Below are 23434 nucleotides of genomic sequence, written 5' to 3'. Positions count from 1 at the left end.
TCTTTTTATTCCACGAGTCTTTGGTCGAAAGCGTATCGGACCAATTCCTGGGAAGTCTTCAAATTCATTTTATCGAAAATTCTAGCTCGGTATGTATTCACCGTATTCACGCTAAGCGTCAGCTCCTCCGCGATGGATCGAACGCTTTTGCCTTTGGCCAACATAAGCATAATCTGAAATTCTCTTTCCGAAAGAAGTTCATGGGGAAGTCTATCCGTGGGTTTAGCCAATTCCCTTACTAGAATTTCCGTAGCGTCGGGGCTCACATATCTTTGTCCCGAAACTACTTTTCGAATGGCGCCTATCAATTCTTCCGCCGCACTTCCCTTCGTGATATAACCGTCCGCTCCCGCTTTCAAGGCTCTTACGGCGAAGCGGTCCTCCGGATACATACTGAGCACCAAGACCCTTGTGTTCGGAGAAATCCTATGGATATGCTTGAGTACGTCCAACCCTCCCATGGAAGGCATATTGATATCTAAGATGAGAATGGAAGCCGATCTGGATTCCAAAAAGTCCAATACTTCCTGACCGTTTTCCGCCTCATGAATAATTCGTATATCCTCCTCGACGGAAAGGATCTTTTTCAAACCTTCCCGGATCAGGACATGGTCGTCCGCCAATACCGTATCGATCATTTGCTTACGTTCTCCTTGCTATTACGCGGTATTTTAACTAAAACTAATGTTCCTTTTCCTTCTTGCCCGATTATTCTCGCCTTTCCTCCTAATTCTATGACTCGTTCGCGAATCCCGATCAGCCCCAAAGACCGGGAATCGGACAATTCTTCCTTACGGATTCCGATTCCGTTATCCCTTATGGACAGGAAATAATAGGAGTCCCTTTCTCCTATACGAATGGAAACCGTTTCCGCCTTTGAATGACGCGCCACATTGGTTAAGGTTTCTTGGAAGATGCGAAACAAAGCGATGGAAGTATCCCGATCGGGAAAAAGGGACTGGGTCCGTAGGGTAACTTTACAAAAAATTCCGGTCCTTTTCTGAAAATCCTTCGCATGCCATTCGATCCCCTCCAAAAGCCCCAGGTCGTCCAAAATCAACGGCCTCAGTTCCGTAGCGATTCTTTGCACCGCTTGGATCGCAGTATCCGCTAGTTGTGACATCTCATTCAATTCTTCGAGAAGAAGAGTGTGGGTCGACGGGATCAGATTTCGATTTTGACGCAGAAGCGTCAGATCTATCTTTAGAACGGTTAAAAGTTGCCCGAGTTCGTCGTGTATTTCCCGAGCCACCAATAATCTCTCTTCTTCCCTGGCTTTTTGCAATCTTGCGGATAAGGACCTCAATTCTTCCCTGGAATTCTTCAGATTTTCCTCGGAGATTTTCCTTTCGAAGACTCTAGAAATTTGGGAACCTATATAGGAAAGCGCTTCCAAAAGAGAAGCGTCCGAATCCGTAGCGTCGGAGAAAAATTCGAGCACTCCCACCAATCTTTCCTTTACCCAAATAGGAGTGGCGTAGGCGGAACATATCCCATTCCATGCGCTTTTCCGCAAGTTAAGCGGAATATCCGTAAGCCGGATCGCCGTCCTTTCCTCGACTACGCGAAGAGCCGGATTCCACTCCTTAGGAATCTCCCCCCTTTCCAACTCGGCGCGGAGGGACTTGAAATTCTCCTTTTCGGATACGAACCATATGGGAGTTCCTTCCAATCTATTATCAGAATCCGACCAAAGATACACCCTACCCAAATCCCATTTCGCGACGGCGCAAATCCGATCCAAAGCGAATCGCAACAAATTTTCCGTATCGTCCGCTTCGTTTGCGGCGGTAGCGATCTGTTGCAAAAGATTCAGAAGAGATATTTTACGAAGAAGTTCCTCCGTTTCGGACTCGATATCCGAACGCCTTCCGTTACGGTCCTTGATTGGATAAAGCTCCTGCGCAAACGTGTGCATAACGATCGCCTTCCGCCTTTATCGAGAAACGAAATGGATTCGTTTCGAAAAAAAAGAATAACGCAATCATATTCTTGTTTCAATTCGTTTTTCCGCCTAACAAGAACGGATTCATAAGAATAGGGGGTATTTTTCCCTTGGATTCCCCTTATATTCGCATAACAAATAGAACATTCTAATCCGTTGGAACTATCAAAAAAATCGGATTCGGGAGCCGATCTCGGGAGTCGCCGACAATAATCGATTGTATCGTTTTTGAGTTCGTAGAGTCTTGCCGAGAACTAAATCCACTCGGAAATCGGGAACAACCAACAAATGTCCAAAAATTATTATCGAGGAAAGAAGGCTTTTATCACTGGAGGTTCGTCCGGTATAGGGAAAGGGCTCGCGATCGCTTTGGCGAAGGAAGGCGCCGACGTATTCCTCTGCGCCAGAAACGAATCTCTCCTGAAGTCCGTAACGGAAGAGTTACGCTCGATCGGTCCTAATTCCAGATTCGGTTACGCAGTGGCGGATGTTTCCGATAAAGAACAGATCGAGAAGGCGGCCCAAAAAGCGCTGGATAATTTAGGAAAAATGGACCTCGTAATATGCAATAGCGGTTTCGCCCAGGCCGCGGAGGCCCAGGATCTGAGCGAATCGCAGTACCGTAAAATGATGGATGTGAATTATTTCGGACATGTGAATACGGCTTTAGCATTTCATAAATATCTAACCGGCCAGGGATCAGGAGATATCGTATTTTTATCCTCTACGCTCGCCTTCTTCTCCATTTACGGCTATGGAGCGTATTCGGCTAGCAAGTTCGCGATCGCAGGATTCGCGCAAGCTTTCCGCCAAGAGATGATGCTCCACGGCGTAAAAGTGAAATTATTCTTTCCTCCCACCACGGACACCCCGGGACTCGCAAAGGAAAATGAGGATAAGCCTCTTATCAGTAAGGAAATCGAAATGGGATCCGCCTTAAACATGGTGCATTCCGTCGAAAGCGTCGCAAAAGGAATCCTAAAATGGATCCCAAATCGGAAATTTATCGGATATACCGGATGGGATTCCTGGCTCCAATATTTTCTTTTCCGACATTTCCCCGAATGGAGCATCCGAATCACCGATTCGGAATTACGAGGCGCTCAGGATCGCTTGCTAAAAAAAGCGAAGAATTAGATCTTCGAAATATAGTTTTTATTAAACCGTCGAATTTTAGATTTTTCTAACAGGGTACCATAAATGAAACCGATTGCAACCGATTGGAAAGAAGTCATACGTCCGGACGAGGATAATAGATTCACGGAGTACGCGAATCTATTTCAAGCCATACAAAAAGAGAACTCCTCAAAATTCGGAAACGGAAGGACCTTGCATAGAAAGCAACTCTTAGGATGCAAAGCCTTGTTAGAAATACCGTCGGATCTTCCGGATTACGCAAGGCAAGGTATCTTTTCCGAATCCGGAAAGAAGGAAACCTGGATTCGACTCTCCAGCGGAAGCATGAAGCTACAATCCGATTCCATAGGAGACATCCGAGGATTCGCATTGAAAGTGGGAGGAGTGAAAGGTCCGAGCGCTCTACAAAACGGAAACACTTCCTATCAGGATTTTCTACTCATCAACCTGGAAGCTTTCTCCTCTCCGAAAAGCGACGAATTCGTGGGATTGGTATCCGCAGCCTCCAAGGGAGGAGCTTCCCTCCTCGGATATCTAATACGAACGTACGGATTTTTAGGCGCTTTCGCAAGGCTCAAGAAAGCCTCCGCAAGCTTCAATAAGCCGTTCAGCGGTTTTGCAACCGAAGCGTTTCACTCGGCGGCTCCGATTGCCTTCGGTCCTTATGCGGGACGGGTCCGCCTATTGCCTCCGAAAGAACAGATACAAAACCAAAAGGCCTCCCAGGATTGGGGAAAGGATATATCCGATAGGCTCAAAAAAGAAAGCCTAACGTATCTTTTGCAGTTCCAATTCTTCACGGACGAGAAAACCACTCCGATCGAAGACGCTTCCGTGAATTGGCCCGAAAAGGAAGCCCCTTATATCACTCTGGCGAATTTAATTCTTCCGATGCAGGATACCGATTCGGAAGAAGGGAAAATTCTCCAAAGGAAAATCGAAGAGACGGTATTCGATCCTTGGGAAGCTCTCTGGGAGCATCGTCCTTTGGGAGACGTGATGCGTGCCAGAAAATATGTGTATCTTGCCAGCCAAAAGGGCAGAAATGCCCACTCTGGAATGTAGATTCCGGCTTAATTCTGCTAATTTGATATAAATATCTGCAATAGCAGATTTTCAATAGACAGATATGCCAAATCTTGCCAGGCTTTGTATGTGGAAAATCTTGAGAAGAAATGGGATTCGCTTCCAATTTTAGACCTTTCCCTTTGGGAAAGAGGAACATCGCAACAAAGAGAAAGGTTTCAGGAAGATCTAAGGGAAATCGCACATGAACTAGGGTTTTTCTATCTGATCGGACATGGAATTCCTTCGGAAAGCATACAAGTAGCGCTTAATGTATCCAGAAAATTCTTCGATCTTCCGGACGAAGAGAAGCTGAAAATAGAAATGGTACATTCTCCCCATTTTCGAGGTTATAATCGTGTAGGTGCGGAGCGGACCCTCGGCCTTCCTGATTTTCGAGAACAGTTGGATATCGGTGCGGAGCGTCCTTCTCATTCCGAAAAATGGAACTCCGAGGTCTGGTCCAGACTACAAGGTCCGAACCAATGGCCCGAGTCCTTTCCCGAATTTCGGAAAATCATTTCTTCCTACCAAAAATCCGCCGCGGATTTAGCGGTTCGCTTAATAAAAGCCTTCGTCGCCGCATTAGGACAGAAAGAGGAAGTCTTCGATTCCATCTTAGGAGAATCCGCTCACCAATTGCTGAAAGTCATTCGTTATCCCGGAAGGGAGAAAACAGAAAGCCACCAAGGAGTGGGAGCCCATAAGGACGGAGGATTCGTCACAATTCTTCTACAGGATGAGAGAGAGGGGCTGGAAGTGGAACACGGAGGGGAATGGATTCGAGTCCCGCCGATTCGGGATAGTTTCGTGGTCAATATCGGAGAATTATTGGAGCTGGCCTCGGACGGTTATTTAAGAGCCACGGTACATAGGGCGATCGTCCCTCCCGAAGGAACGGATAGAATTTCCATCGGCTATTTCTATAGCGCAAGATTGGATGCGGATATTCCCTTACTCGAATTGCCGGAGAACTTACGGAAAGGAATTCGAGGGCTCACTCAAGATCCGGACAATCCGTTATTCTATCAGGTCGGTAAGAATTTACTCAAAAGTAGGCTACGCTCCCATCCGGACGTCGCCGAAAGACATCATCCGGATCTTCTACATTCCAAATTTTAGAACCTTTTCCCAAAAACGAGGAACCGCCTCCAAATTCTGATTGATGGACTAAAAAAAAAGGAGAGCATTCTTCGGATCTAAGGAACCTACGATTCTTAAAAATAGAGGTGAACCATGGGACAGGAAGGAACGGAACCGACAGGACCCGATTTTAAAAAAGGATTTCCGGTCTCTCAAATCAAAGAAGGAGAGCCGATACCAGGTCAGGTGGACGGAGAATCCGTTCTATTAATAAAACGTAATAATTCATTTTTTGCGGTAGGCGCGAATTGCACTCACTATACCGCTCCTTTAGCTGACGGAATTCTAATCGGTTCCGAAATCAGATGCCCCTGGCACCATGCCCGTTTCGATCTGAGAACGGGAGAGGCGATCGGACCTCCCGCCTTAAATCCTATCTCATGCTATCGCACTGAGATTCGAGGAGACCTCGTTTTCGTTTCGGAGAAAACGAATCCTTCTCTCCAAAAACCCGTCATTACCGAACCCAAATCCGTGGTCATCGTAGGAGCGGGAGCCGCAGGGAATGCGGCCGCAGAGACCTTGCGCAAGGAAGGATACCAAGGTTCCGTAATACTCCTAGGTGCGGAAAAATTTCTTCCCACCGACAGACCCAATCTCTCCAAGGATTACTTGGCAGGAAAGATCCCGGACGAATGGATTCCTCTTCGTTCTTTCGATTTCTATTCCGAAAATAAAATCGATCTCAGACTAGGTATCGAAGCCAAAGAAATAGATCCTAAAAGCAAAACGGTCCTTTTATCCGACGGAAGAAAGGAATCCTACGACGTCTTGATTCTTGCCACGGGTTCCAGTCCGATCCGACTTCCCTTGCCGGGCGCCGATTTGCCTCACGTATTCTACATGAGAACTCTTGGGGATAGCAATGCAATATTAGAAAAGACTAAATCGTCTAAAAAAGCGGTTCTCGTAGGAGCCAGTTTTATCGCCCTAGAAGTGGCCTCCTCTCTCATCCAAAGAAATATAGAAGTGCATTTGGTGGCTCCGGAAAGTCGTCCCTTAGAAAGAATCCTAGGTCCCGAACTAGGGGATTTCATACGTAAACTTCATGAGAAGAAGGGAGCAATCTTCCATTTAGGCAGAACTCTATCCTCTATAAAAGAAGGGTCCGTGCAATTGGACGACGGATCCGTCTTAGAAGCAGATATAGTGGTTGCGGGCGTAGGAGTAAGGCCAATTCTTTCGCTTGCGGAACAAATCGGATTGAAGACGGATAAGGGAATTCTAGTGGATGAATATCTTCGCACTTCCGACGAGAATATCTATGCGGCGGGAGATATAGTTCGCTGGCCCGATCCTCATACAGGCCTTCCTATCCGAGTGGAGCATTGGTCCGTTGCCGAAAGACAAGGTCAAGTGGCCGCAAGAAATGCCATCGGCAAAAAGGAAAAGTTTCGGGACGTCCCGTTTTTTTGGAGCGACCATTACGAGGTGCCCATCTCTTACGTAGGTCACGCGGAAAAATGGGACAAGATAGAAATCTTCGGAAGTATAGAGGATAAAAATTGCGGATTAGCTTATACTTTAGAGGGAAAGATTTTAGCGGTCGCGACCATCTACAGAGACAAGGAGAGCCTTCTGATCGAGGATGCTATGGAAAAAGACGACCAAAAAGAAATCCGTAGAATTTTAGAAACGATTCGAAATCCCTAATTCTTAGATTCGGACTCTCCCGTTTTTCCGTTCTTTCTATATAGCGCGGGAGAGAATCCCGTCACCTTTACGAATTGGGAGTTGAAGGCGGACTTGGAATTGAATCCCACTTCGAATCCGATTTCCAAAACCGGTTTTTTAGGATCCGAAAGCAAAAGTTTGCACGCCTCTCCGATTCGATATCGGTTTACCAATTCGTAAAACGTCTCTCCATGGATTTCGTTCAGATACCTGGAAGTTTGGTGGGAAGTAAGTCCCAATCCTACGGCCAAATCTCCCAGTCTCAATTCGCTATCCTTGAAAAAGGACTCCTCCTCCATCAAACGATTCAACCTTGCGTTAGCCGCTTTTATCTCCTCGGAGGAAAGAGTCGTATTCTGATACTTTGCATTTTGGATCACTTCCGACATTTCATGAAAGAAATTGGGATGTATTTCCTTTAATACGAATAATAAGATCACGATCCCTGTGATGCAACATGCTCCGACAGCGAATAATAGATCGCTTTTCAGAAAGTATGCGGGACCGATCAGGCTGTTGGCGATTACGGGTAAGAGTAGAAGTACCCATACTAATCTCAATTCGTATATTTCGTATTTTTGGCTCACTTTATGATAGGTATATAAGCAAAAAAGAGAATAGACGGAGACCTGCACGGTTGCGGCCAAAGTGGCGAGATGGATCCAATCCCATCTAAATTCGGAGGAATCCTTCAGGATCGCCTCGCGCAAAGAGGAAGGGCTTTGCGAAAAATAGGCCAATTCTGCGACTGCAAAACAAAAAGTGGGAATGAAATGGATCCAGTACCTCCGGATCAATTTTAGGATCCCTCCACCCCCTTCCTCTTCTCTTTGCAATCTGGATCCGATATAGACGTAAACCAAGGGCCCCACAAGAGTCACGCTGGTATGTAGGAACAAAAATAAATAAGGAAAATCGAATTTGCCTGGATCGAAATACCATCCGTAGCGGAGTAGAATGGATCCGGTGAGAAACAGAATAAAAACGAGTACGGTATTTTTAGGAGGCTTCTGGATGGATTCCAGAAAAGAATATAAAAAGGAAATTCCGGCCCCGAAAAATACGAAGCTCACCAATCCACCCAATATCCAATCCATAGGTTCCGTCCATAGAGCCCGATCTTTTCCTCTTTACCATTTCTTTTTGCAAATTTTAGGAATCCTTTTCCCTCTTCTAGGCGATAATTCTTCCCATCCGATAAGATAGAACGTCTATCCCGATAGGAAAGGTCGATCGGTTGCGATTCTAGTTTAGAATCCTGTGCATGAATCCAAAAACGCATCCGCTTGCAGTCATTCAATTGAAAGGAACCCAGGAAGAAATGGGTCGCCAATTCGGAGAAATCATGCAGGAAATCGGTCAATTCGAGCCTATCTTCGATTTCTATCCCGTTATGGCGCAGAATTTACTCTTGGGTAGTCTGCCCAGAAATAAAAGAAACGCACTTTCTAAGGCCACCATTTCCTTTCTGGTAAAAGCCGCTCAAAATCGGATGCGCAAGACCCGTCCTTACGAATTCTCCCGAAGGACCCTTGCCTCTTTGCAGGCAGCGGGACGTTCCGAAAAAATCGAGAAGGATCTATTCACCATGGACGCTTTTCAGAATTCGATCGGCATTTTGGGAATGCTACATGTACTTCCCGAACTAAGCAAATTTGTAGGAAGAGAGAACCTACCTCAGATTGCGGCCTGCACAAGCGTAGGAGTCTGGGGAAATCAGAGTAGAGACGGGAAATTATACCATGCCCGTAATTTCGATTTTCCTGGAGTGGGAGTATGGGACGTCCGGCCTATCGTAGTCTTCTGTACTCCGGAAAAAGGAATGAAGTACGGATATGTGGCTTGTAGAGGCGCCGACGTGCCCGGCATCACGTCCTTCAACGAAGCCGGTCTTACCCTCGCTTTCCATACGCGCTTCCATAAGAAAGTGGGATTCGACGGACTAGGAGTAATCGATTTCGGGCATAAGATCATCTCGGAGGCGAGGAGCATCCGGGATGCAGTGGATCTAGCCCGTCGTTACAAGATCAATTCCACCTGGGGAGCAATCGTAACGAACTATAAGGAGAAGGGACCGAAAGCGGCGATCATAGAGACCAACTACGGAGACATAGACGTGACGTATTCCCGTCCGGAGAAGGACTCCATTATCAACACGAATCATTACCAAAGCGATCGATTGAGACAAGGGGAAATACTAGCGGCGCCGGTCTTTTACCACCATTGCTTGGCAAGATACGAGAGAGCCCAAGGTCTATTGGATTCCCAAAGAAAGAAAGGAACCGATGTGAAGGACCTCCAACAAATCCTGGACGATACTGCGGATGCGGACGGCGGACAGAAGAAAACGATGGGATCCACGATCCGCCAGATCACTTCCGTAAAATCGGTGGTAATGAGTCCGGAAGCTAAAAAGATCTATGTTTCGGTGGGCACGGCTCCTACGGGAAGCGGTCCCTACTTGGAAATACCTATGACTTGGGGACCTCCCGGATACAAAATACTGGAAACCGAAAAGAAAAAATCCAAACAAAAGAAGAATATGACCTCCTCTTCCAGCTCCATATCGCATTATAAAAATGCAATGCTTATAAACGACGATCCCACGCTGGGAGGAACTGAAGATATCCTGAAAGAACTTCGTTTTGCAAGCGAATCCGAGAAAGGAGATCCTTCCCTACTCTTCCTACAAGCAGTCCTCCAAATGGAAAGCGGAAGACTACGTTCCGCGGAAGAGCTGTTAGAAGAGACGTATCGACTGGAAGGTTCGCCTTTCCGCAAACAACAAGCGGGTCTTTGGCTGGCAAGAACCCAATCCGCTCTAGGAAAAAAAGCTTCCGCAAGACAATTCTACGATTCGGTTCTCTCCACTAAAAATTCTCCGTTAGGAGAAGTTTGGAAAAGGAAAGCGATCTCCGATAAAGGCAAGTATTCTTTAAGAAAACTGAAAAACGTAACGCCTAATTTTTTATTAGTGGATGCGAACGAGCTATAAACTCTCTCTATAAGGAAATTCTGTAGCGTTATTTATACTTCCGTAGAGGGAGAAAAAACTACGTATAAGTACGGATACCCGTAATTCGTTTCCAATGAGACAATTATGGGTAGGTCCGTTTATATGTTAAATTATTCGAAAATCACAAGAATCCTTCTATTCTCACTCGTTCTTTTTCTCTCCGCCTGCAACAAAGGAGGTAAGGATGATAGCACAGGCTTAATTCTCGCCTACTTATTCTATGAACCGCCGGTAGCCGATATCGTCTTCGATAAAGGATTTCCAGGATCCAATAACGTAGTTGCCGGTTTCGATTTTCCGGGGGTCTCCGGAGATTATACGGTTACGATCAACGGAACATCCGCGACAGGGATCAGTTTGCCGGATTCTACTAGCCTGCAATTTACTATGCCTAGCCTTTCCGGAATCACTGGAAATACTACGGTTCCCATGATCATCCAGAAGCAAGGAGTAGATTACATATTCAAAACGGTTCGATATCGTCCTCTATTAAGCATTACTCTCGGGCAGCCCAACGCCTATTACGAAAGAATCAGTGCAGGAGACAATTCGGTATTCTTCCAATTTACCGCGGGCACTCACACTGTTTCCTCGCAGCTGGGTAATGTCCAAACAGATTTCCCGGCAGCAGGGGCCAACGACGATTCGGGAAATCATATCATCAACGCATTCGGATATAACGGCGCTAATCTGAATCTTTCTTACCTTACTTCCGCCAACGCATCGGATACCTTCGCCGCCGCGGGGGGCACTTCCTTCGTATTCAAGAAGGTCACCCTAACTTCGGGAAATACATACATCGTCCGAGTCAGACACGTAGGAGGGATCATCACTTACTTCAAAATGAATATTTCCAACGGACAAATTACCGCTTCCGGCACCGACAACCATGTCACAGATCCTGCCTGGATACTCTGTTATGATTTTCAGGGAAGAGGTAGCGTGGCCAGCGGAAACGGTTGTGCGATCCAGAATGCATCCAATCCGAGTGGTGCGAGAGTAGGACGTTGCACGTATCCTTCCGAGGGAGGACTAACGACCAGAAATTACTATGCATTCGGCTATAGCACCTACTACGCGGCGCAAACCTGCTATGTTCCGGGGTTCGGTTCTTACAACCATGCCGACGCGATCTTCGAAGACAATTAAGACTTAATAAGAAAGGCTTAATGCACTTAAAGCAAGCCGATTAGGAATCCATTTGTGGTTGCCGAATCCTCGGATAAGCGGGAGTCTAGTTCGACGATGGCTCCTCGGAATTCCAAAAAAATATTCCTCATCGACGATCACGCCTTGGTTCGTTCCGGACTCAAGGCGGAGATCGAATCCGACGGAACTTACCAAGTAAGCGGTACCGCTTCTTCCATCCGAGAAGGAATCAAAATCATGTCCTTCTCGCCCGTTGACCTTCTTATCTGCGATGTTTCCCTACAGGGAGAAAACGGAATTCAGGAATTCCAATCCTTAAAAAGCAAATTTCCCGAGTTGAAGATCGTCTTCCTTACGATGCATAAGGACTGGTCTTATCTGCAAGACGCCGTAGCCGCGGGCGCCGACGGATATCTCTTAAAAAGCGATTCTACCGATTCCATTCTTTCCTCCATTAAAAAGGTTTTTGCGGGAGGAAGAGTTTTTCCGGGAGAGATAGCGAACTTCAGTTATAATCCCATCCAGATCGAGGAAGCCAGGGAGGCGGTTCAAAAATTGACAAAACGCGAAAAGGATATTTTAGCCCATCTGGCAAAAGGTAAGCTCAACCGGGAAATCGCGGAAAATTTGGAATTAAGCGTAAGAACTGTGGAGACTCACAGGGCTTCTATATTAAAAAAATTGCAAATAGAAAACACGGTCGAACTTACGAGACTGCTCGTCCAACTCAAATCCTTGAATTTTCTTTAACTCGGCAGAAGCACGGTAAACCGACTCCCCTTTCCGGGTTCGGAATCCACTATTACTTCTCCTCCGTGAGCTACCGCGATTTTACGCACTATGGATAATCCGAGCCCCGCCCCGTGGGGTTTCTTACTATCCAAAGAAGAATGAAACAGCATAGACTTCGCCTCCTCGCTAAGTCCCGGGCCATTGTCTTGGAAAATCATGTACAATACTTCGGATTCCTTTTCTATGAGTACAGAAAAATCGACTTCCCCTTCGATCGCCTCGATGGAATTTTTAGCCAAATTGAAGATGAGCCTACGGATCCTCAAGGGATCCAACCTGAACTCTCCGGAAGCGGAGACCTTGCATCGCAATTCGAAATCTCCCCGCATGGATCGGAAGTAGAGATACAAATCCCTTTCAATTTCCTGAAAGAATTTCCGGATATCCACGGAGCGAAGATCCAATATGATTCTATTCTTGGAAAAATCCAAAATATCGTAGGACAAATTCGTCAGAGCGTCCGTTTCTTTTTTGGTCCGCTGGAGTGCGGCAACCATCTCCTCAGAAGTTCCGTTTTCCATCGTTTTAAGATTCTGCTGTATTAACATAATATGATGTCCGATATCATGGACGATTTCCGCGGAAAGTTCCCCCAAAATCGCGAGCTTTTCCCTATCCTGTCTGGATACGTTCTGGATGGAGAGAAAGAGAGCGTAAGCGATCCCCTGCAGCCAATCCATCTGCGATTCTTCCTCAAGACGGCTAGACGAAGGCAAACTGAGTAAAAGTCGATGGGAATCGCTCAAAATGGGAAGAATCATCCTCCCTTCTTTCCAAAACGGTTCCGAAATCCTTTCCCACGGGACTCCGTAACTTCTTTCCAAATCCTCTCCGGATATATTTTCCGATTCGATCGGATTTCCGAACTTAGAAATCGTATAACGCGTCCAAACCGCTCCTTCTCCCTCGGCGATGTATATGTAAGCGTTATTATCTATTCCGAAATTTTGATGCAGAATTCCCAAGGTGGAACCCGCTGCCTCCGAATGAGAGGTGGAAAGCATGATTTCCCGAGTGGAAGAAACCAAGGATTTCATCCTAAGGGAGAGAATACGGGAACGCTCGAAGGAGGCGGAAAATAATTTGGAGATCAGGAGAGAATAAGATACTACGAGAAACACCAACGCATAAGGTATGAGATAGGTCGTATCCAGAAATCCCAGAACCAAGAATATGTCGTTATAAGTTAGCACCATATCTATGATATAGGCTATGAATAAGAATAAAGCCCCTTCATTCCTCTTCCAGACACCGTAGCCGAGAAGAATCGCCCAAATCGGAGCGGTAGTGGCGAATACATAATAGGAAAGAGGCATTAGAGTCAAAGTATAATATTCGTTTGGAAGAATTACTACCGCAGCGGAAGAAACGAAAAGAGGAAGGTTCAGATAGAAACCGAACCTTCTCCAAAACTCGGTAGGACAAAGTCGATGCAAAAAGGAGTATAACGCAACGCCTGCCAGATAAATACTCAAATACTCGATTCGATTCAAAAAATCCCAAGGGAGAAAGGAGAACATACTATAAAGAATCCTTTCTCCGGTGCTCATTACTCGCAACAGGATCCAGAAGCAATACACGGAAAAATAGAGAGGGGCCTTTTCTTGTCTCCGAAAGAAGAATAGGAAAAGGTGGTATACGAACATACAACTCGACACGGCAAAAAGTATCAGATCCACTCCGAACTTACGGCTGGAATACTGGATAATATCGGATACATCGCCCAAAACGATGAAATTCCAAAGGCCTCCCCATCGGTTTGAAAAATTAGAAACATGTAATATTATATCCAGATCCGTATCGTTCGGCAAAATCGCTATCTGAGGATTATACGAAGCGGAAGAGGATTCTGCGGTTTCACCCACTTTGCCTGCTCCCGCGATACGACTCCCGTTTACGTAAAGGACGTAAGAGGTTCCGATATCCGGAAGATATAAGGCCAGCCTTTCTTTTTTTTTGCCCCGGATTTGCAATCTATACGAAGCAAATCCGTGACCCGTTTTTCCGTCCGTTTCCAGATCCCAAACGGAAGGCACGGAAATGTAACGGGTATCACCGAGGTCTTTTTCCTTCTTTTCTGCATCCGGAACAAGGAACCGATTCGGGTAATATTCCCATTCTCCGTCCAAACGAATCGTCTGATGAGAATCGAAATCCAAAGCGGAAAGATCCAAGCTTCCCTTTTTTGCGGAAATGGACTTTGGAGAGGAGCATCCGCAAGCGAAGACTAGAATGCACGCGAATAGCAGAACGTAATAGGTTCCCGGGCGCGTTTGCATAACAGCAAAATTGGATAGAATCCGAGATTCCGTAAACGAAAAATAGGGACCTATTTATGAACCCCGCTGCATTCGGGACAAACGCTTGTTCATCGGATCCCTTTGTAGGAAGAATTCGAAAAAAAGCAGTCGGAAGTATTTTTGACTATTCGGATTCAGGTTTTTAAATAACTTCATGCAAATCCAAGGCCCGGCTTCGAATCGAAAAGCGTTCGAAAGAACTGCACTCGGAAAGAAAGGAAACATTCTTGCATCGTTATCTAGGCTTGCTAATCCTTCCCTTCCTACTCGGTTGTCTAAATAGCCATAATTCTCCCAAAGTGGTCCAAGGAGTTTTGGATCTTTCTTCTTGGAATTTCCGAAGTTCGGGTCCCGTCGATCTGGACGGCGAGTGGGAATTTTATTGGAAAAAGTTCTTAGATCCGAAAGAAAGCGACCGAGGCGATGCGAGAGCGAGCTTTATACAAGTTCCCGGAAAATGGGAAAAATCCGGTTACGGAAAAGAGAAAAACTCAGGCTTCGGTTATGCGAGTTATAGGCTGCGTATCCTTTTGCCTTCCGATAGAGAACCCTATCTTTGTCTGAAATTTGCGTCCGTGAGTTCTTCGTTTCGACTTTATATAAACGGAAAGGAAATCGTCCAAGGAGGAAGTCCGGGAGAAAATCCGGAACATTACAAACCCGGTTATAGACCGGGAATTTTCAGCTTCCTTTCGGACAAGCCGGAGACGGAAATACTCATCCAAGTATCCAATTTCAAATACTCGAACGGCTCCGGTTTATGGAATCAAATTCAATTAGGCCCGATGGAAGAGATCCAGAAAATTTCCCAGGTCTCCTCCGTTCTGGATTCCATCACATTCGGAACGCTTTTCGCGATGGCGATCTATCACTTTACGTTTTATTTAATGAGAAGAAGGGACTCTTCCGCGATCTTTTTCGCCTTGCTCTGCCTTTGCATCGCGTTTCGAGTCACGTTCTACGGAGAAAGGATCTTCTGGAACCTGATTCCTTTCTATCAAGACTACGATTTCGTAGTTAGAGGAGAGATCCTATTCTTGTTCTTACTTTTGCCAGGGACCGTTTTATACGTTAAGTCGGTCTTTCGAAACGAGTTCGAAAGGGACATCGTATTTAGGACGATTTTTTATCTAAGCATCCCACTCGTGATCGTCCCCGCGATCGCTCCTACCGAATTCTTCACCCGGTCCTTTTTTATCAATTCTTTGGAATTTCTGATGATAGGACTACTGGTCTATCTGTTTGTCAAATTAAGCGCGATGGCTTTTCGAAAAGTAGACGGAGCGAGAATCTGTCTATTCAGCCTACTCGTGAATCTTTCCACGGTTACAAACGACGTACTTTATTTAAACAAGATCATCGATTCGGTCTACTTGGTTCCTTACGGAGTTCTCGCCCTGGTTCTCTCCCAATGCGTTCTACTCGCCTCCCGCTTCTCCAAAGGATTCGTGATGGCCGAAAATCTAGGGGAAGAATTGAAGGAGCTGAACGTAAATTTGGAAAGAATCGTGGTGGAGAGAACGGAGAATCTGAACGAATCCTTGAAGCTACTCCGAGCGGACCTCTCCCTGGCCAAGAAATTACAACAGAAAACCCTACCTAAGTTGAATCTGAACGGTAAGAGCCTATCCATTCATCCCCTATATCTTCCCATGTCGGAGATCGGCGGGGATTATTACGATATCTTCGAAGTGGAGCCCGGATATTTCCGATTATTCCTCGTGGATGCGACGGGACACGGAGTCCAGGCGGCGCTCTTAACCATGACGATCAAGGCGGAATTCGAAAGATTGAAAACGATCAAGGCGGAGCCGTCTCGTATATTAGAACTTCTGAATGCGGAATGCATCCAGAAATACCAGAGCATCAATATCATATTTTCCGCTGTGCTTGCAGATATAGATCTGAACGCCAATATGCTGTATTATTCTTCCGCAGGTCACCCGGCCCAAATAATGAAACGTAAAGAGGACGAGGCGGATTATATATACTCCAGGGGGCCCATCATCGGTCTGAAAAAGAACGCGGTTTATAAGAATTTGCCTATTCCCCTGGAATCCGGAAATCGCATCTTCTTTTTTTCGGACGGCATATTCGAAGAATTCGACCAAGAAAGAAGGGAATTCGGAGAGAGTCGGGTATTATCCCTATTGAGTCGGGAAGTGGAACTGAGAGAAGTTGCAGAAGGACTGATATCGGAATTAAAGATATTTGTGGGACCGAAAGGGCTCCAGGACGACGTCACTTTGTTAGCGGTGGAAGTTCTATAAACTTTACCGGGCGAATCCGGACGGATCCGCGCCGGAGATAAGGATCAGACCTCTACGATATTCGCGTTAGGCGCGTTCTTTTTTATGGATTCGATACCGTTCAAACAAGCCTGCTTGGATTCGTAAGCCTCGCCTTGAGCGATGATCTCTCCGTTTCCTGCTTTGAGCCTAAATCTGAATTTGCCTGAATTGTCTTTATAAACTTCGAATTTCGCCGACATTCTATTCTCCTAAATATTCGGAAACGATGGGAAATTATTTATAGAATGTCAATCCAAATGGAAAGAATAAGCCTAGTCCGGGATCGATTTCCCGGACTACAATCGAGCGATTCTCAGGTGACCGCTTCCAAAATATCGGATTCGGAATCGGAAGCCTTTTTCTTGTATTCGAAAGGATATTCCATATTCGTTAATCTCGCGATTTCATGCATACATTCGTGCATGAATTCTTCCGGATCCTGATCCGGTTGCAGATACTTCAATTCTCCCGCTCTAACGACTAAGCTGGTTCTGCGCAAGAAACCTCTAGGCTTGTAATCCAATCCCAGACATAAAATGGGCAGAGGCGATTCCAACTTACCCACGATGAAACGAAAACCTCCAGGTCTTCCTTTTCCCATTTTGTAAGGAACGGTAGTCTGCTCCGGAAAAATAACCAACATGTTTCCTTGAAAAAGAACCTTTTGAGCGAACAGAAGATCGTCCTTACTTTTTCTAGGTTCCGTACGGTTCAGAGGAATCCCCCCGCATTTCAGGAAGAAGTTAAAGAACATAGGAGAAGCCAAAGAATCCTTCATGATCGCCCAAATGTCCATTCTTCTATGGTAGAGCGCCTTTGCCAGACCCAAAGGAATATCGTCGTTCCTCTGGTGCTTGCAAAGAACGAGCACGGTTCCTTCCGTAGGAACATTTTCCAGACCGTGAGCCTCGGTCTTATAAAAAAGGCTCCCGTAGATTCTCCCGAACCAACGCAAAGCCTTTCTCGCCCATTTTGAACTTCCCGGGTGGGTCTTCTTTTCGCGATTCTTGTTTTTACTTGGATGATTTTTGGAATGCATTATAGAATACGATACCTAAAGTCTCTTCCGGTTGCAAAATTCGTCCCGGGAATCCTCCCCGATTCGAAAAAAAAGCAAGTATCGGGTTTTCCCGATAGGAATATGGCCTTAGAATCAGAAGGATGAAAGAGCAAGACCTCACCGATTTCAATCGAATCGCGGAAGCGATCGATTACATTCGTAAGAATTTTCAGAAACAGCCGGATCTCGAAAAGATCGCGGAGAAACTGCATCTCAGTCCCTATCATTTCCAGAGAATGTTCAGCGATTGGGCCGGAGTAAGTCCTAAAAAATTCCTTCAATATACCACTTTAGAATACGCGAAAAAACTGCTGAGACAAGGCAGGTCCACGTTACTCGATGCGGCCTTCGAATCCGGACTCTCCGGAACGGGAAGACTACATGATCTTTTCGTAAATATAGAAGGAATGACTCCCGGCGAATATAAAAACGGTGGGGAAAGTCTCTCCATAAATTACCGTTTCTCCGAAAGTTCTTTCGGTAGAATCATCATCGCTTCCACCCACAAAGGAATCTGCTATCTCGCATTCTGCGACGATCAAAAGAAGACTTTCTCGGAGCTTAAATCCATTTTCCCTAACGCGAATTTCCAGGAGAAAACGGATACGATCCAAGACGATCTTTTGGATTTTTTAAATAGGGATTGGAAGGAATGGAAGCGGGTCAAACTGCATTTGAAAGGCACGGATTTTCAAATTAAGGTTTGGGAATCTCTTTTAAGAATTCCTCCGGGGAGTCTTACAACTTACGGAGATCTCGCAAAAAGCATCGGCAACCCCAATGCCTCCAGAGCCGTAGGGAGCGCGGTCGGAGACAATCCGGTCGCCTTCCTCATTCCCTGCCATAGGGTGATTCGATCCAACGGAGAATTCGGGGAATACCACTGGGGAGATTCCCGTAAGGCTGCGATGATCGGATGGGAAGCGGCCAGATTGGACAAGAATCTTGCGAACGAGTCTTTCTCCGAAAACGCAATCTGATCCGGGAAGAATCGAATGGATTTATTCTCCCCTATTCTTCCCTTGAATCTTCTACCTTATGAAGGCGTATCGGAATATTACGGATCCGTGTTGGATAAGAATACTGCCGACTCGTATTTTTTTCGATTACTACGGGAAATCCCTTGGAAAAACGACGAGGCGATTATCTTCGGCAAGCATATCGTTACCAAAAGGAAGGTCGCTTGGTTCGGAGATTCGGATTACAAGTATGCCTATTCGAATACGATTAAAACGGCACTTTCCTGGACCAGGGATTTGTCGGAACTAAAGAGAATCGTAGAATCCTTATCGAATAGCAAATTCAATTCTTGTCTCCTCAATCTGTATCATTCCGGAGAGGAAGGAATGGCCTGGCATAGCGACGACGAGAAGGCCCTGGGAAAGAATTCCGCCATAGCCTCTTTGAGCCTAGGAGCCGAGAGAAGATTTCTATTCAGGCATAAAAAGACGAAGGAACAAGTTTCCATTCTTCTAGAAAGCGGCAGCCTGCTACTGATGAGAGAAGAAACTCAGGACAAATGGCTGCATTCCTTACCCAAGGCCAAGAAAATACTCATACCTCGGATCAATTTGACTTTCCGCACAATGATCCCCCAAGAGTGAAATCCTTAGAATAGAGCTGTCTCGGGACGAGATCGCGTTCCAAGAAGCCGGCACAAAACGACGAACTATATAAAAATATATTATAAAAGAAGAATGTATTTCGACTGGAATTCCCGAATCCTTGCACAACCCACTAAATAAAACAAATGTTATATAAAAATTAAATCAAACGGAAACTCTCGATTCTACGGTGAGCGATCGCTTTTTCTCTCCTTTCCGAACCTTTTCCTAAGAAATTCTCCCAAAGCTATTCTGAATATAAGTAAGGATTAAGTCCCGTATGCTATTCTTCCCGTTAAATTAAAGAAACCTCCCCAAATGAAAGAGGATGTAAGATGAAGAGAAAAATCGTTCGGCACCTTTCGGTGCTGGCTTGTGTTAGCCTTCTCTGCGGCATGTCGTTCGCATGCAGCGAGAAGAGTTCCGGGTCCGGGTCGGAATTATTATCCGCTCTTGTTAACGGACTTACCCCCCAAAAAGCGGAAAACGGAGGAGGACTGGTAAGCGCGAGCAGCTATTTCCACACCGAAATCTTCCCGCCCCATTGGTTGAATTGGACCACGGATGGAGCGAATCCGATCGAAACCGGAACTGCCTTCCTCACTCGCGGTTTAAAATGTAGCGGCCGTTATTGCGACGATGTGAACCTTCTCGCAAGCGAATCCGGATACACGCAGACCAATAGCTGGTGGACGGATTGGTTTTCCGAAGAAGGAACCAATTATCGTATTTGCGACAACAACGGATTCGTGACTGGAATCAAATGCTCCGGAAGCTATTGCGATAACGTTTCCTTGAAATGTTCGCAATTGAATAATAATAACGTAAGGACAGGATGCTACTGGACCGGACCGATCTCGGAAGAGGACGGCGGTAAATTCGTAGCTCCTGAATCCATGTATATTGCGGGCGCTAGTTGTAACGGCAGATATTGCGATAGTATGGCTCTCTACCTTTGCCAAGCGGATAACGGCGGACCCAATATCGATCACGACGCGTTGGCTCAGCAATTCGCCCCTCGTTTGAGATTCGATCAGGAGACCACGACAGGTTCCGGCGATTCCGGCAAATGTTTCCCAAGCGATGCGGGAAGTTATTTCACGCAGAGAGCCGCGGGAGCTTCTCCTCAATCCCTTTGCAATAAAGACTATTCTTCCATTAGCAATAACCAAGTGCCTATCTATTATGACACGGCTCAGGTTGGTACGAATGCGGTTCTGATTCGGTATTGGTTCTTTTATGCATGGCAAAGTACCTGTTTCCTAAGCTTCGGAAGCCATGCAGCAGACTGGGAAGGAATTTCTGTCTTAGTCGTGAACGGCCAAATGAAGAGAGTCGCTTTCTCCCAGCATTCCGGTTGGTATTCCAAAGAAATCGGTAATTTCCAAGTAGTAGATGGAACCCACCCTGTCGGTTACGTAGGTAAGAATGCTCACGGAACTTTCCATGACGACGGCGGATCCGGCGGATGCCTTTACTTCGAAGATTATAGAAATCCGGGCGGCAACGATTACCACATGGATTCTTGGAACAACTTAGTTCGTTTGAAAAGAGGTAGCGATGCTCCGGATTGGATGAATTGCCAAGGAGACGCATGCTTTGACGGTATCGGTCACCCGATGGAAAGAGGAGACTGGCGCTCCCGTGCGGGTTGCGGATCCGACGGATGCGGCAAATCTTCCGTGGGTGGAAATATTCCTTTCGTAAACGATCCTACTGGTTCCGATTTCTCCACGATTTGGGCCAAGCATAGCGGCAGGGTTCTGGATGTCGGAGGCGCAAGCACTTCTGACAGCGTGAATATCTGGCAATGGGCGAATCTAAATGCGGACAACCAAAAATGGTCCTTGGAATCTACCGGAGACGGTTATTTCAAAATCAGCGCCAAACATAGCGGTAAGTGTATGGATGTGAAGGGTGCGTCTAATGCAGGCGGGACCAATGTGGTCCAGTATTCCTGCGGAAGCGGATCCAACCAAAGATTCCAACTTCTATCCTATGGAGACGGATACTTCGCACTGCAAGCCAAGCATAGTAGCCAGTGTCTGGATATCGCAGGTGCGGCAGCCGGAGACGGCGGGCTCCTCATCCAATGGCCTTGCGCTTGGACGGATAACGAGAAGTTCAAATTTACCCCATAATCTAAAGAACGGCGCCTCCTAAAAGGCGCCGTTTTCGATTCGGTCGGTCTCGGATCCGAGGCCGACGGATTTAAACCTTTCTCGCCTAAATATTCAATCCTTTATTTCCGAATTCTTAATATAACTCAAAGCGCCGGAAGGACAGCGATCGATCTGATCCATGATTCTTTCGCTCGGAGTTTCTCCCAATCGGACCCATGGAATTTTCTTCGGATGAAAAACGGCAGGTAAACCGCGGAAACAAATCGCAGAGTGTATACATACGTCCGGCTTCCAAATAACCGTGATCTCCCCGTTCGTGTATTTTTTTACAACCTCGGACATGAGATCTACTTTAGCCCAATTTCGTATCTATATGGATCGGGTTACTCAATACCTTATGAACAGGACAGGCATTGGCCACCTGGAGGAGTCTGGTTCTTTCCTGTTCCGTTAGATTCCCTTCCAAAATCACAACCCGCTCTATATCCGTATGGTCGGTTCCCTTTGTGAGATTCAGTTTGACGGAAACATTTTTAAGATCCATTTTTTTGCGTTCCGCATAGATGCGTATCGTGATATCCGTACAGGCCCCGAGAGCCAGGAGTAGATATTCATGGGGAGAAGGTCCTAAATCGGCTCCTCCGTTTTCGGGGGGTTCGTCCGCGATCAACTCGTGCTTGGAAGTTTTTAGGAGGGTCTTGAAATTCTCGTTTGTACTCAGTACGTTGACTTCTACATCGCTCATGGCCAAAAGGATTCTCTTCCCCTGCGAAGAAGCAATTCTTTAAATTGAGAATCGGAAGGAATCCCGCCCTTTTACAAGAGCGGAATAAAGACAATTTCGGAAAAGATCAGACCTCGGAAGCTCTTTCCAAAGAGTTTGCCGAACCTAAACCGCTTTCCGCCGGGCCTGTTTTCGCAGACACCATCCGATTTACGAAATACATCAGAAAAACGGTTACAAATATCGCCGCAGCAACCACATAACCCAGGATATCGTATCCTTTCAAATATCCTCCACCCTCTTGAGAAACGATCTGACCCGCGCAAAAAGAAGCTAAGGCTCCCGACTCTTGCTGCAAAGCGCTACTGATCGCCATATAAGCTCCCCTATCTTTCAAGGCCGGAACCGCCGAAGTCAATGCATTCGCGGAGATCATTCTTCCCGTAATCGCTACGAATAAAGCGCTATTGATGGCTACGACCAACCAAAAAGAGCTGATTCCCATCTGCGTATAGAACAAAAGGACAACGACGGCAATAACGGAAGCTGCGAAGAATACTGTATATTTTCCGAAAGCGTCCGCTATGCGTCCCGCCAAAGGTCCCGCTCCCAAACTCACTAATCCCGTAATCAAATAAACCCAAGGAAGATCGTCGGGAGAAATTCCCAAATTATGAACGGTAAACGCACTCCCAAAAGGCATGAGCATGAACCCGCCCGTTGCAAGCAACATCGTCGCAGCGAATCCTACAAGATATACGGGATTGGAAAGAGTTTTAGCCAAGTGGGGAAAGGGACGGGTCTCGTGTCTTCCGACCAAATGAGTCGTCAACGGCTTTAGTTTGATCACAATCACGAGTCCCACCGCTAAACTTACAGCAGCGATTAGCCAAAAGGAATATTGCCAACCGATATGCTTGGCGATGAATACTCCCAACGGAAGACCGGCGACTTGACTCACTGCAAAGGCGGTCATGATAAACCCGATGACTCTACCTCGAGTCTCCATCGGAAAAAGATCCGCGACGATCGCAAAACTGGTACCTGAAATAACCCCACCGAAGATCCCGGTGATCACTCTTGCAAAAAGTAGAAACTCATAGGAAGTCGCCAAGGCGCAAAGAACGGTTCCGATCACGAAACCGGTATAGAAGAATAATAGAAACTTCTTCCTGTCGAATTTATCCGCAAAACCGGCCGAAAGTATTCCTGAGATTCCCGCACTCACCGCATAGACGGATACTACCGCACTGAATTGGTGAGGCAGTATTTTCAATGCGGGCATTACGAACACTCCCAGAGGAGAAAGTATCATAAAATCCAGAATGACTGTGAACTGGATGAAGGCCAAAAGCCCTATTATAAATATTTGGTATCTGCTAAACAAAGAACTCATTTTATTTCCTTAATA

At 46.2% G+C, this 23434-nt stretch carries 20 protein-coding genes; 11 read left to right on the top strand and 9 right to left on the bottom strand.

Annotated features, from left to right (window positions below):
- Nucleotides 1-5 precede the first annotated feature (5 nt).
- The gene (locus LEP1GSC061_RS06465) at nucleotides 6-638 is read right to left on the bottom strand and encodes a response regulator (protein ID WP_016544259.1); all 633 of its coding nucleotides are present in this window, start codon (nucleotides 636-638) and stop codon (nucleotides 6-8) included.
- The gene (locus LEP1GSC061_RS06460; RefSeq protein WP_016544492.1) at nucleotides 635-1918 is read right to left on the bottom strand and encodes a GAF domain-containing sensor histidine kinase; all 1284 of its coding nucleotides are present in this window, start codon (nucleotides 1916-1918) and stop codon (nucleotides 635-637) included. Before LEP1GSC061_RS06460 ends, LEP1GSC061_RS06465 begins: the two co-directional genes overlap by 4 nt.
- A gap of 315 nt (nucleotides 1919-2233) precedes the next feature.
- Between LEP1GSC061_RS06460 and LEP1GSC061_RS06455 the strand changes: the two genes are divergently transcribed.
- The 4 genes from LEP1GSC061_RS06455 (at nucleotide 2234) to LEP1GSC061_RS06440 (ending at nucleotide 6943) form a co-directional block, all read left to right on the top strand.
- Nucleotides 2234-3082 carry an SDR family oxidoreductase gene (locus LEP1GSC061_RS06455; RefSeq protein WP_016544556.1) on the top strand — a complete coding sequence of 283 codons (849 nt, stop codon included), beginning with the start codon at nucleotides 2234-2236 and terminating at the stop codon, nucleotides 3080-3082.
- A gap of 63 nt (nucleotides 3083-3145) precedes the next feature.
- The gene (locus tag LEP1GSC061_RS06450; protein WP_016544925.1) at nucleotides 3146-4147 is read left to right on the top strand and encodes a catalase family protein; all 1002 of its coding nucleotides are present in this window, start codon (nucleotides 3146-3148) and stop codon (nucleotides 4145-4147) included.
- Nucleotides 4148-4237: 90 nt separating this feature from the next.
- Nucleotides 4238-5269 (top strand): isopenicillin N synthase family dioxygenase, encoded by a 1032-nt coding sequence (locus tag LEP1GSC061_RS06445; RefSeq protein ID WP_016544844.1) that lies wholly within the window; start codon nucleotides 4238-4240, stop codon nucleotides 5267-5269.
- A gap of 114 nt (nucleotides 5270-5383) precedes the next feature.
- On the top strand, nucleotides 5384-6943 hold the full coding sequence (locus LEP1GSC061_RS06440) for an FAD-dependent oxidoreductase (RefSeq protein WP_016544639.1): 1560 nt from the start codon (nucleotides 5384-5386) through the stop codon (nucleotides 6941-6943).
- Here the strand turns inward: LEP1GSC061_RS06440 and LEP1GSC061_RS06435 are convergent.
- Entirely contained in the window at nucleotides 6940-8061 is a 1122-nt protein-coding gene (locus tag LEP1GSC061_RS06435) for a helix-turn-helix domain-containing protein (protein ID WP_016544526.1), read from the bottom strand. The genes LEP1GSC061_RS06440 and LEP1GSC061_RS06435 overlap by 4 nt on opposite strands.
- A gap of 167 nt (nucleotides 8062-8228) precedes the next feature.
- Here LEP1GSC061_RS06435 and LEP1GSC061_RS06425 point away from each other — a divergent pair, with 167 nt between their 5' ends.
- The 3 genes from LEP1GSC061_RS06425 (at nucleotide 8229) to LEP1GSC061_RS06415 (ending at nucleotide 11879) form a co-directional block, all read left to right on the top strand.
- Nucleotides 8229-9959, top strand: coding sequence for a C45 family autoproteolytic acyltransferase/hydolase (locus LEP1GSC061_RS06425; protein WP_016544224.1), 1731 nt, complete (start codon nucleotides 8229-8231; stop codon nucleotides 9957-9959).
- A gap of 123 nt (nucleotides 9960-10082) precedes the next feature.
- Nucleotides 10083-11129, top strand: a complete 1047-nt coding sequence (locus LEP1GSC061_RS06420) for a hypothetical protein (protein WP_016544794.1) — start codon at nucleotides 10083-10085, stop codon at nucleotides 11127-11129.
- A gap of 96 nt (nucleotides 11130-11225) precedes the next feature.
- A complete protein-coding gene (locus LEP1GSC061_RS06415; RefSeq protein ID WP_016544762.1) occupies nucleotides 11226-11879 on the top strand; it encodes a response regulator in 654 nt (217 codons plus the stop codon).
- Here LEP1GSC061_RS06415 and LEP1GSC061_RS06410 read toward each other — a convergent pair.
- Nucleotides 11876-14200, bottom strand: a complete 2325-nt coding sequence (locus tag LEP1GSC061_RS06410; protein ID WP_016544909.1) for a sensor histidine kinase — start codon at nucleotides 14198-14200, stop codon at nucleotides 11876-11878. The genes LEP1GSC061_RS06415 and LEP1GSC061_RS06410 overlap by 4 nt on opposite strands.
- Nucleotides 14201-14448: 248 nt before the next feature.
- On the opposite strand from LEP1GSC061_RS06410, the gene LEP1GSC061_RS06400 reads away from it, so the two are divergent.
- Complete coding sequence (locus LEP1GSC061_RS06400; RefSeq protein WP_016545033.1) at nucleotides 14449-16491, top strand: PP2C family protein-serine/threonine phosphatase; 2043 nt, start codon at nucleotides 14449-14451, stop codon at nucleotides 16489-16491.
- 44 nt (nucleotides 16492-16535) lie between these two features.
- On the opposite strand, the gene LEP1GSC061_RS21030 is transcribed toward LEP1GSC061_RS06400, so the two are convergent.
- Both LEP1GSC061_RS21030 and LEP1GSC061_RS06395 read right to left on the bottom strand, forming a co-directional pair.
- On the bottom strand, nucleotides 16536-16712 hold the full coding sequence (locus LEP1GSC061_RS21030) for a YegP family protein (protein WP_016544687.1): 177 nt from the start codon (nucleotides 16710-16712) through the stop codon (nucleotides 16536-16538).
- Between the two features lie 113 nt (nucleotides 16713-16825).
- On the bottom strand, nucleotides 16826-17551 hold the full coding sequence (locus tag LEP1GSC061_RS06395) for a lysophospholipid acyltransferase family protein (protein WP_016544908.1): 726 nt from the start codon (nucleotides 17549-17551) through the stop codon (nucleotides 16826-16828).
- Between the two features lie 122 nt (nucleotides 17552-17673).
- Here LEP1GSC061_RS06395 and LEP1GSC061_RS06390 point away from each other — a divergent pair, with 122 nt between their 5' ends.
- From LEP1GSC061_RS06390 to LEP1GSC061_RS06380, 3 genes are all read left to right on the top strand, one after another.
- Nucleotides 17674-18552, top strand: coding sequence for a methylated-DNA--[protein]-cysteine S-methyltransferase (locus LEP1GSC061_RS06390; RefSeq protein ID WP_016544298.1), 879 nt, complete (start codon nucleotides 17674-17676; stop codon nucleotides 18550-18552).
- A gap of 15 nt (nucleotides 18553-18567) precedes the next feature.
- A complete protein-coding gene (locus tag LEP1GSC061_RS06385; RefSeq protein ID WP_016544561.1) occupies nucleotides 18568-19176 on the top strand; it encodes an alpha-ketoglutarate-dependent dioxygenase AlkB family protein in 609 nt (202 codons plus the stop codon).
- A gap of 335 nt (nucleotides 19177-19511) precedes the next feature.
- Nucleotides 19512-21317 (top strand): RICIN domain-containing protein, encoded by a 1806-nt coding sequence (locus LEP1GSC061_RS06380; RefSeq protein ID WP_016544484.1) that lies wholly within the window; start codon nucleotides 19512-19514, stop codon nucleotides 21315-21317.
- Nucleotides 21318-21410: 93 nt separating this feature from the next.
- On the opposite strand, the gene LEP1GSC061_RS06375 is transcribed toward LEP1GSC061_RS06380, so the two are convergent.
- The 3 genes from LEP1GSC061_RS06375 to LEP1GSC061_RS06365 form a co-directional block, all read right to left on the bottom strand.
- Entirely contained in the window at nucleotides 21411-21641 is a 231-nt protein-coding gene (locus LEP1GSC061_RS06375; protein ID WP_016544682.1) for a (4Fe-4S)-binding protein, read from the bottom strand.
- Between the two features lie 10 nt (nucleotides 21642-21651).
- Nucleotides 21652-22044, bottom strand: coding sequence for an OsmC family protein (locus LEP1GSC061_RS06370; RefSeq protein WP_040508110.1), 393 nt, complete (start codon nucleotides 22042-22044; stop codon nucleotides 21652-21654).
- Nucleotides 22045-22150: 106 nt separating this feature from the next.
- The gene (locus LEP1GSC061_RS06365) at nucleotides 22151-23419 is read right to left on the bottom strand and encodes an MFS transporter (protein ID WP_016544553.1); all 1269 of its coding nucleotides are present in this window, start codon (nucleotides 23417-23419) and stop codon (nucleotides 22151-22153) included.
- Between the last annotated feature and the right edge of the window lie 15 nt (nucleotides 23420-23434).

The organism is Leptospira wolffii serovar Khorat str. Khorat-H2 (assembly GCF_000306115.2).
Classification (GTDB): Bacteria; Spirochaetota; Leptospiria; order Leptospirales; family Leptospiraceae; genus Leptospira_B; species Leptospira_B wolffii.
The sequence above is the reverse complement of the archived record's forward strand: the minus strand, read 5'-3'. Positions and strand labels throughout refer to the sequence as shown.

Excerpts from the sequence above, each read along its gene's own strand:
- LEP1GSC061_RS06465 (WP_016544259.1), bottom strand. The coding sequence starts at position 638 with ATGATCGATACGGTATTGGCGGACGACCATGTCCTGATCCGGGAAGGT.
- LEP1GSC061_RS06460 (WP_016544492.1), bottom strand. The coding sequence starts at position 1,918 with ATGCACACGTTTGCGCAGGAGCTTTATCCAATCAAGGACCGTAACGGA.
- LEP1GSC061_RS06455 (WP_016544556.1), top strand. The coding sequence starts at position 2,234 with ATGTCCAAAAATTATTATCGAGGAAAGAAGGCTTTTATCACTGGAGGT.
- LEP1GSC061_RS06450 (WP_016544925.1), top strand. The coding sequence starts at position 3,146 with ATGAAACCGATTGCAACCGATTGGAAAGAAGTCATACGTCCGGACGAG.
- LEP1GSC061_RS06440 (WP_016544639.1), top strand. The coding sequence starts at position 5,384 with ATGGGACAGGAAGGAACGGAACCGACAGGACCCGATTTTAAAAAAGGA.
- LEP1GSC061_RS06435 (WP_016544526.1), bottom strand. The coding sequence starts at position 8,061 with ATGGATTGGATATTGGGTGGATTGGTGAGCTTCGTATTTTTCGGGGCC.
- LEP1GSC061_RS06425 (WP_016544224.1), top strand. The coding sequence starts at position 8,229 with ATGAATCCAAAAACGCATCCGCTTGCAGTCATTCAATTGAAAGGAACC.
- LEP1GSC061_RS06420 (WP_016544794.1), top strand. The coding sequence starts at position 10,083 with ATGTTAAATTATTCGAAAATCACAAGAATCCTTCTATTCTCACTCGTT.
- LEP1GSC061_RS06415 (WP_016544762.1), top strand. The coding sequence starts at position 11,226 with ATGGCTCCTCGGAATTCCAAAAAAATATTCCTCATCGACGATCACGCC.
- LEP1GSC061_RS06410 (WP_016544909.1), bottom strand. The coding sequence starts at position 14,200 with ATGCAAACGCGCCCGGGAACCTATTACGTTCTGCTATTCGCGTGCATT.
- LEP1GSC061_RS21030 (WP_016544687.1), bottom strand. The coding sequence starts at position 16,712 with ATGTCGGCGAAATTCGAAGTTTATAAAGACAATTCAGGCAAATTCAGA.
- LEP1GSC061_RS06395 (WP_016544908.1), bottom strand. The coding sequence starts at position 17,551 with ATGCATTCCAAAAATCATCCAAGTAAAAACAAGAATCGCGAAAAGAAG.
- LEP1GSC061_RS06390 (WP_016544298.1), top strand. The coding sequence starts at position 17,674 with ATGAAAGAGCAAGACCTCACCGATTTCAATCGAATCGCGGAAGCGATC.
- LEP1GSC061_RS06385 (WP_016544561.1), top strand. The coding sequence starts at position 18,568 with ATGGATTTATTCTCCCCTATTCTTCCCTTGAATCTTCTACCTTATGAA.
- LEP1GSC061_RS06380 (WP_016544484.1), top strand. The coding sequence starts at position 19,512 with ATGAAGAGAAAAATCGTTCGGCACCTTTCGGTGCTGGCTTGTGTTAGC.
- LEP1GSC061_RS06375 (WP_016544682.1), bottom strand. The coding sequence starts at position 21,641 with ATGTCCGAGGTTGTAAAAAAATACACGAACGGGGAGATCACGGTTATT.
- LEP1GSC061_RS06370 (WP_040508110.1), bottom strand. The coding sequence starts at position 22,044 with ATGAGCGATGTAGAAGTCAACGTACTGAGTACAAACGAGAATTTCAAG.
- LEP1GSC061_RS06365 (WP_016544553.1), bottom strand. The coding sequence starts at position 23,419 with ATGAGTTCTTTGTTTAGCAGATACCAAATATTTATAATAGGGCTTTTG.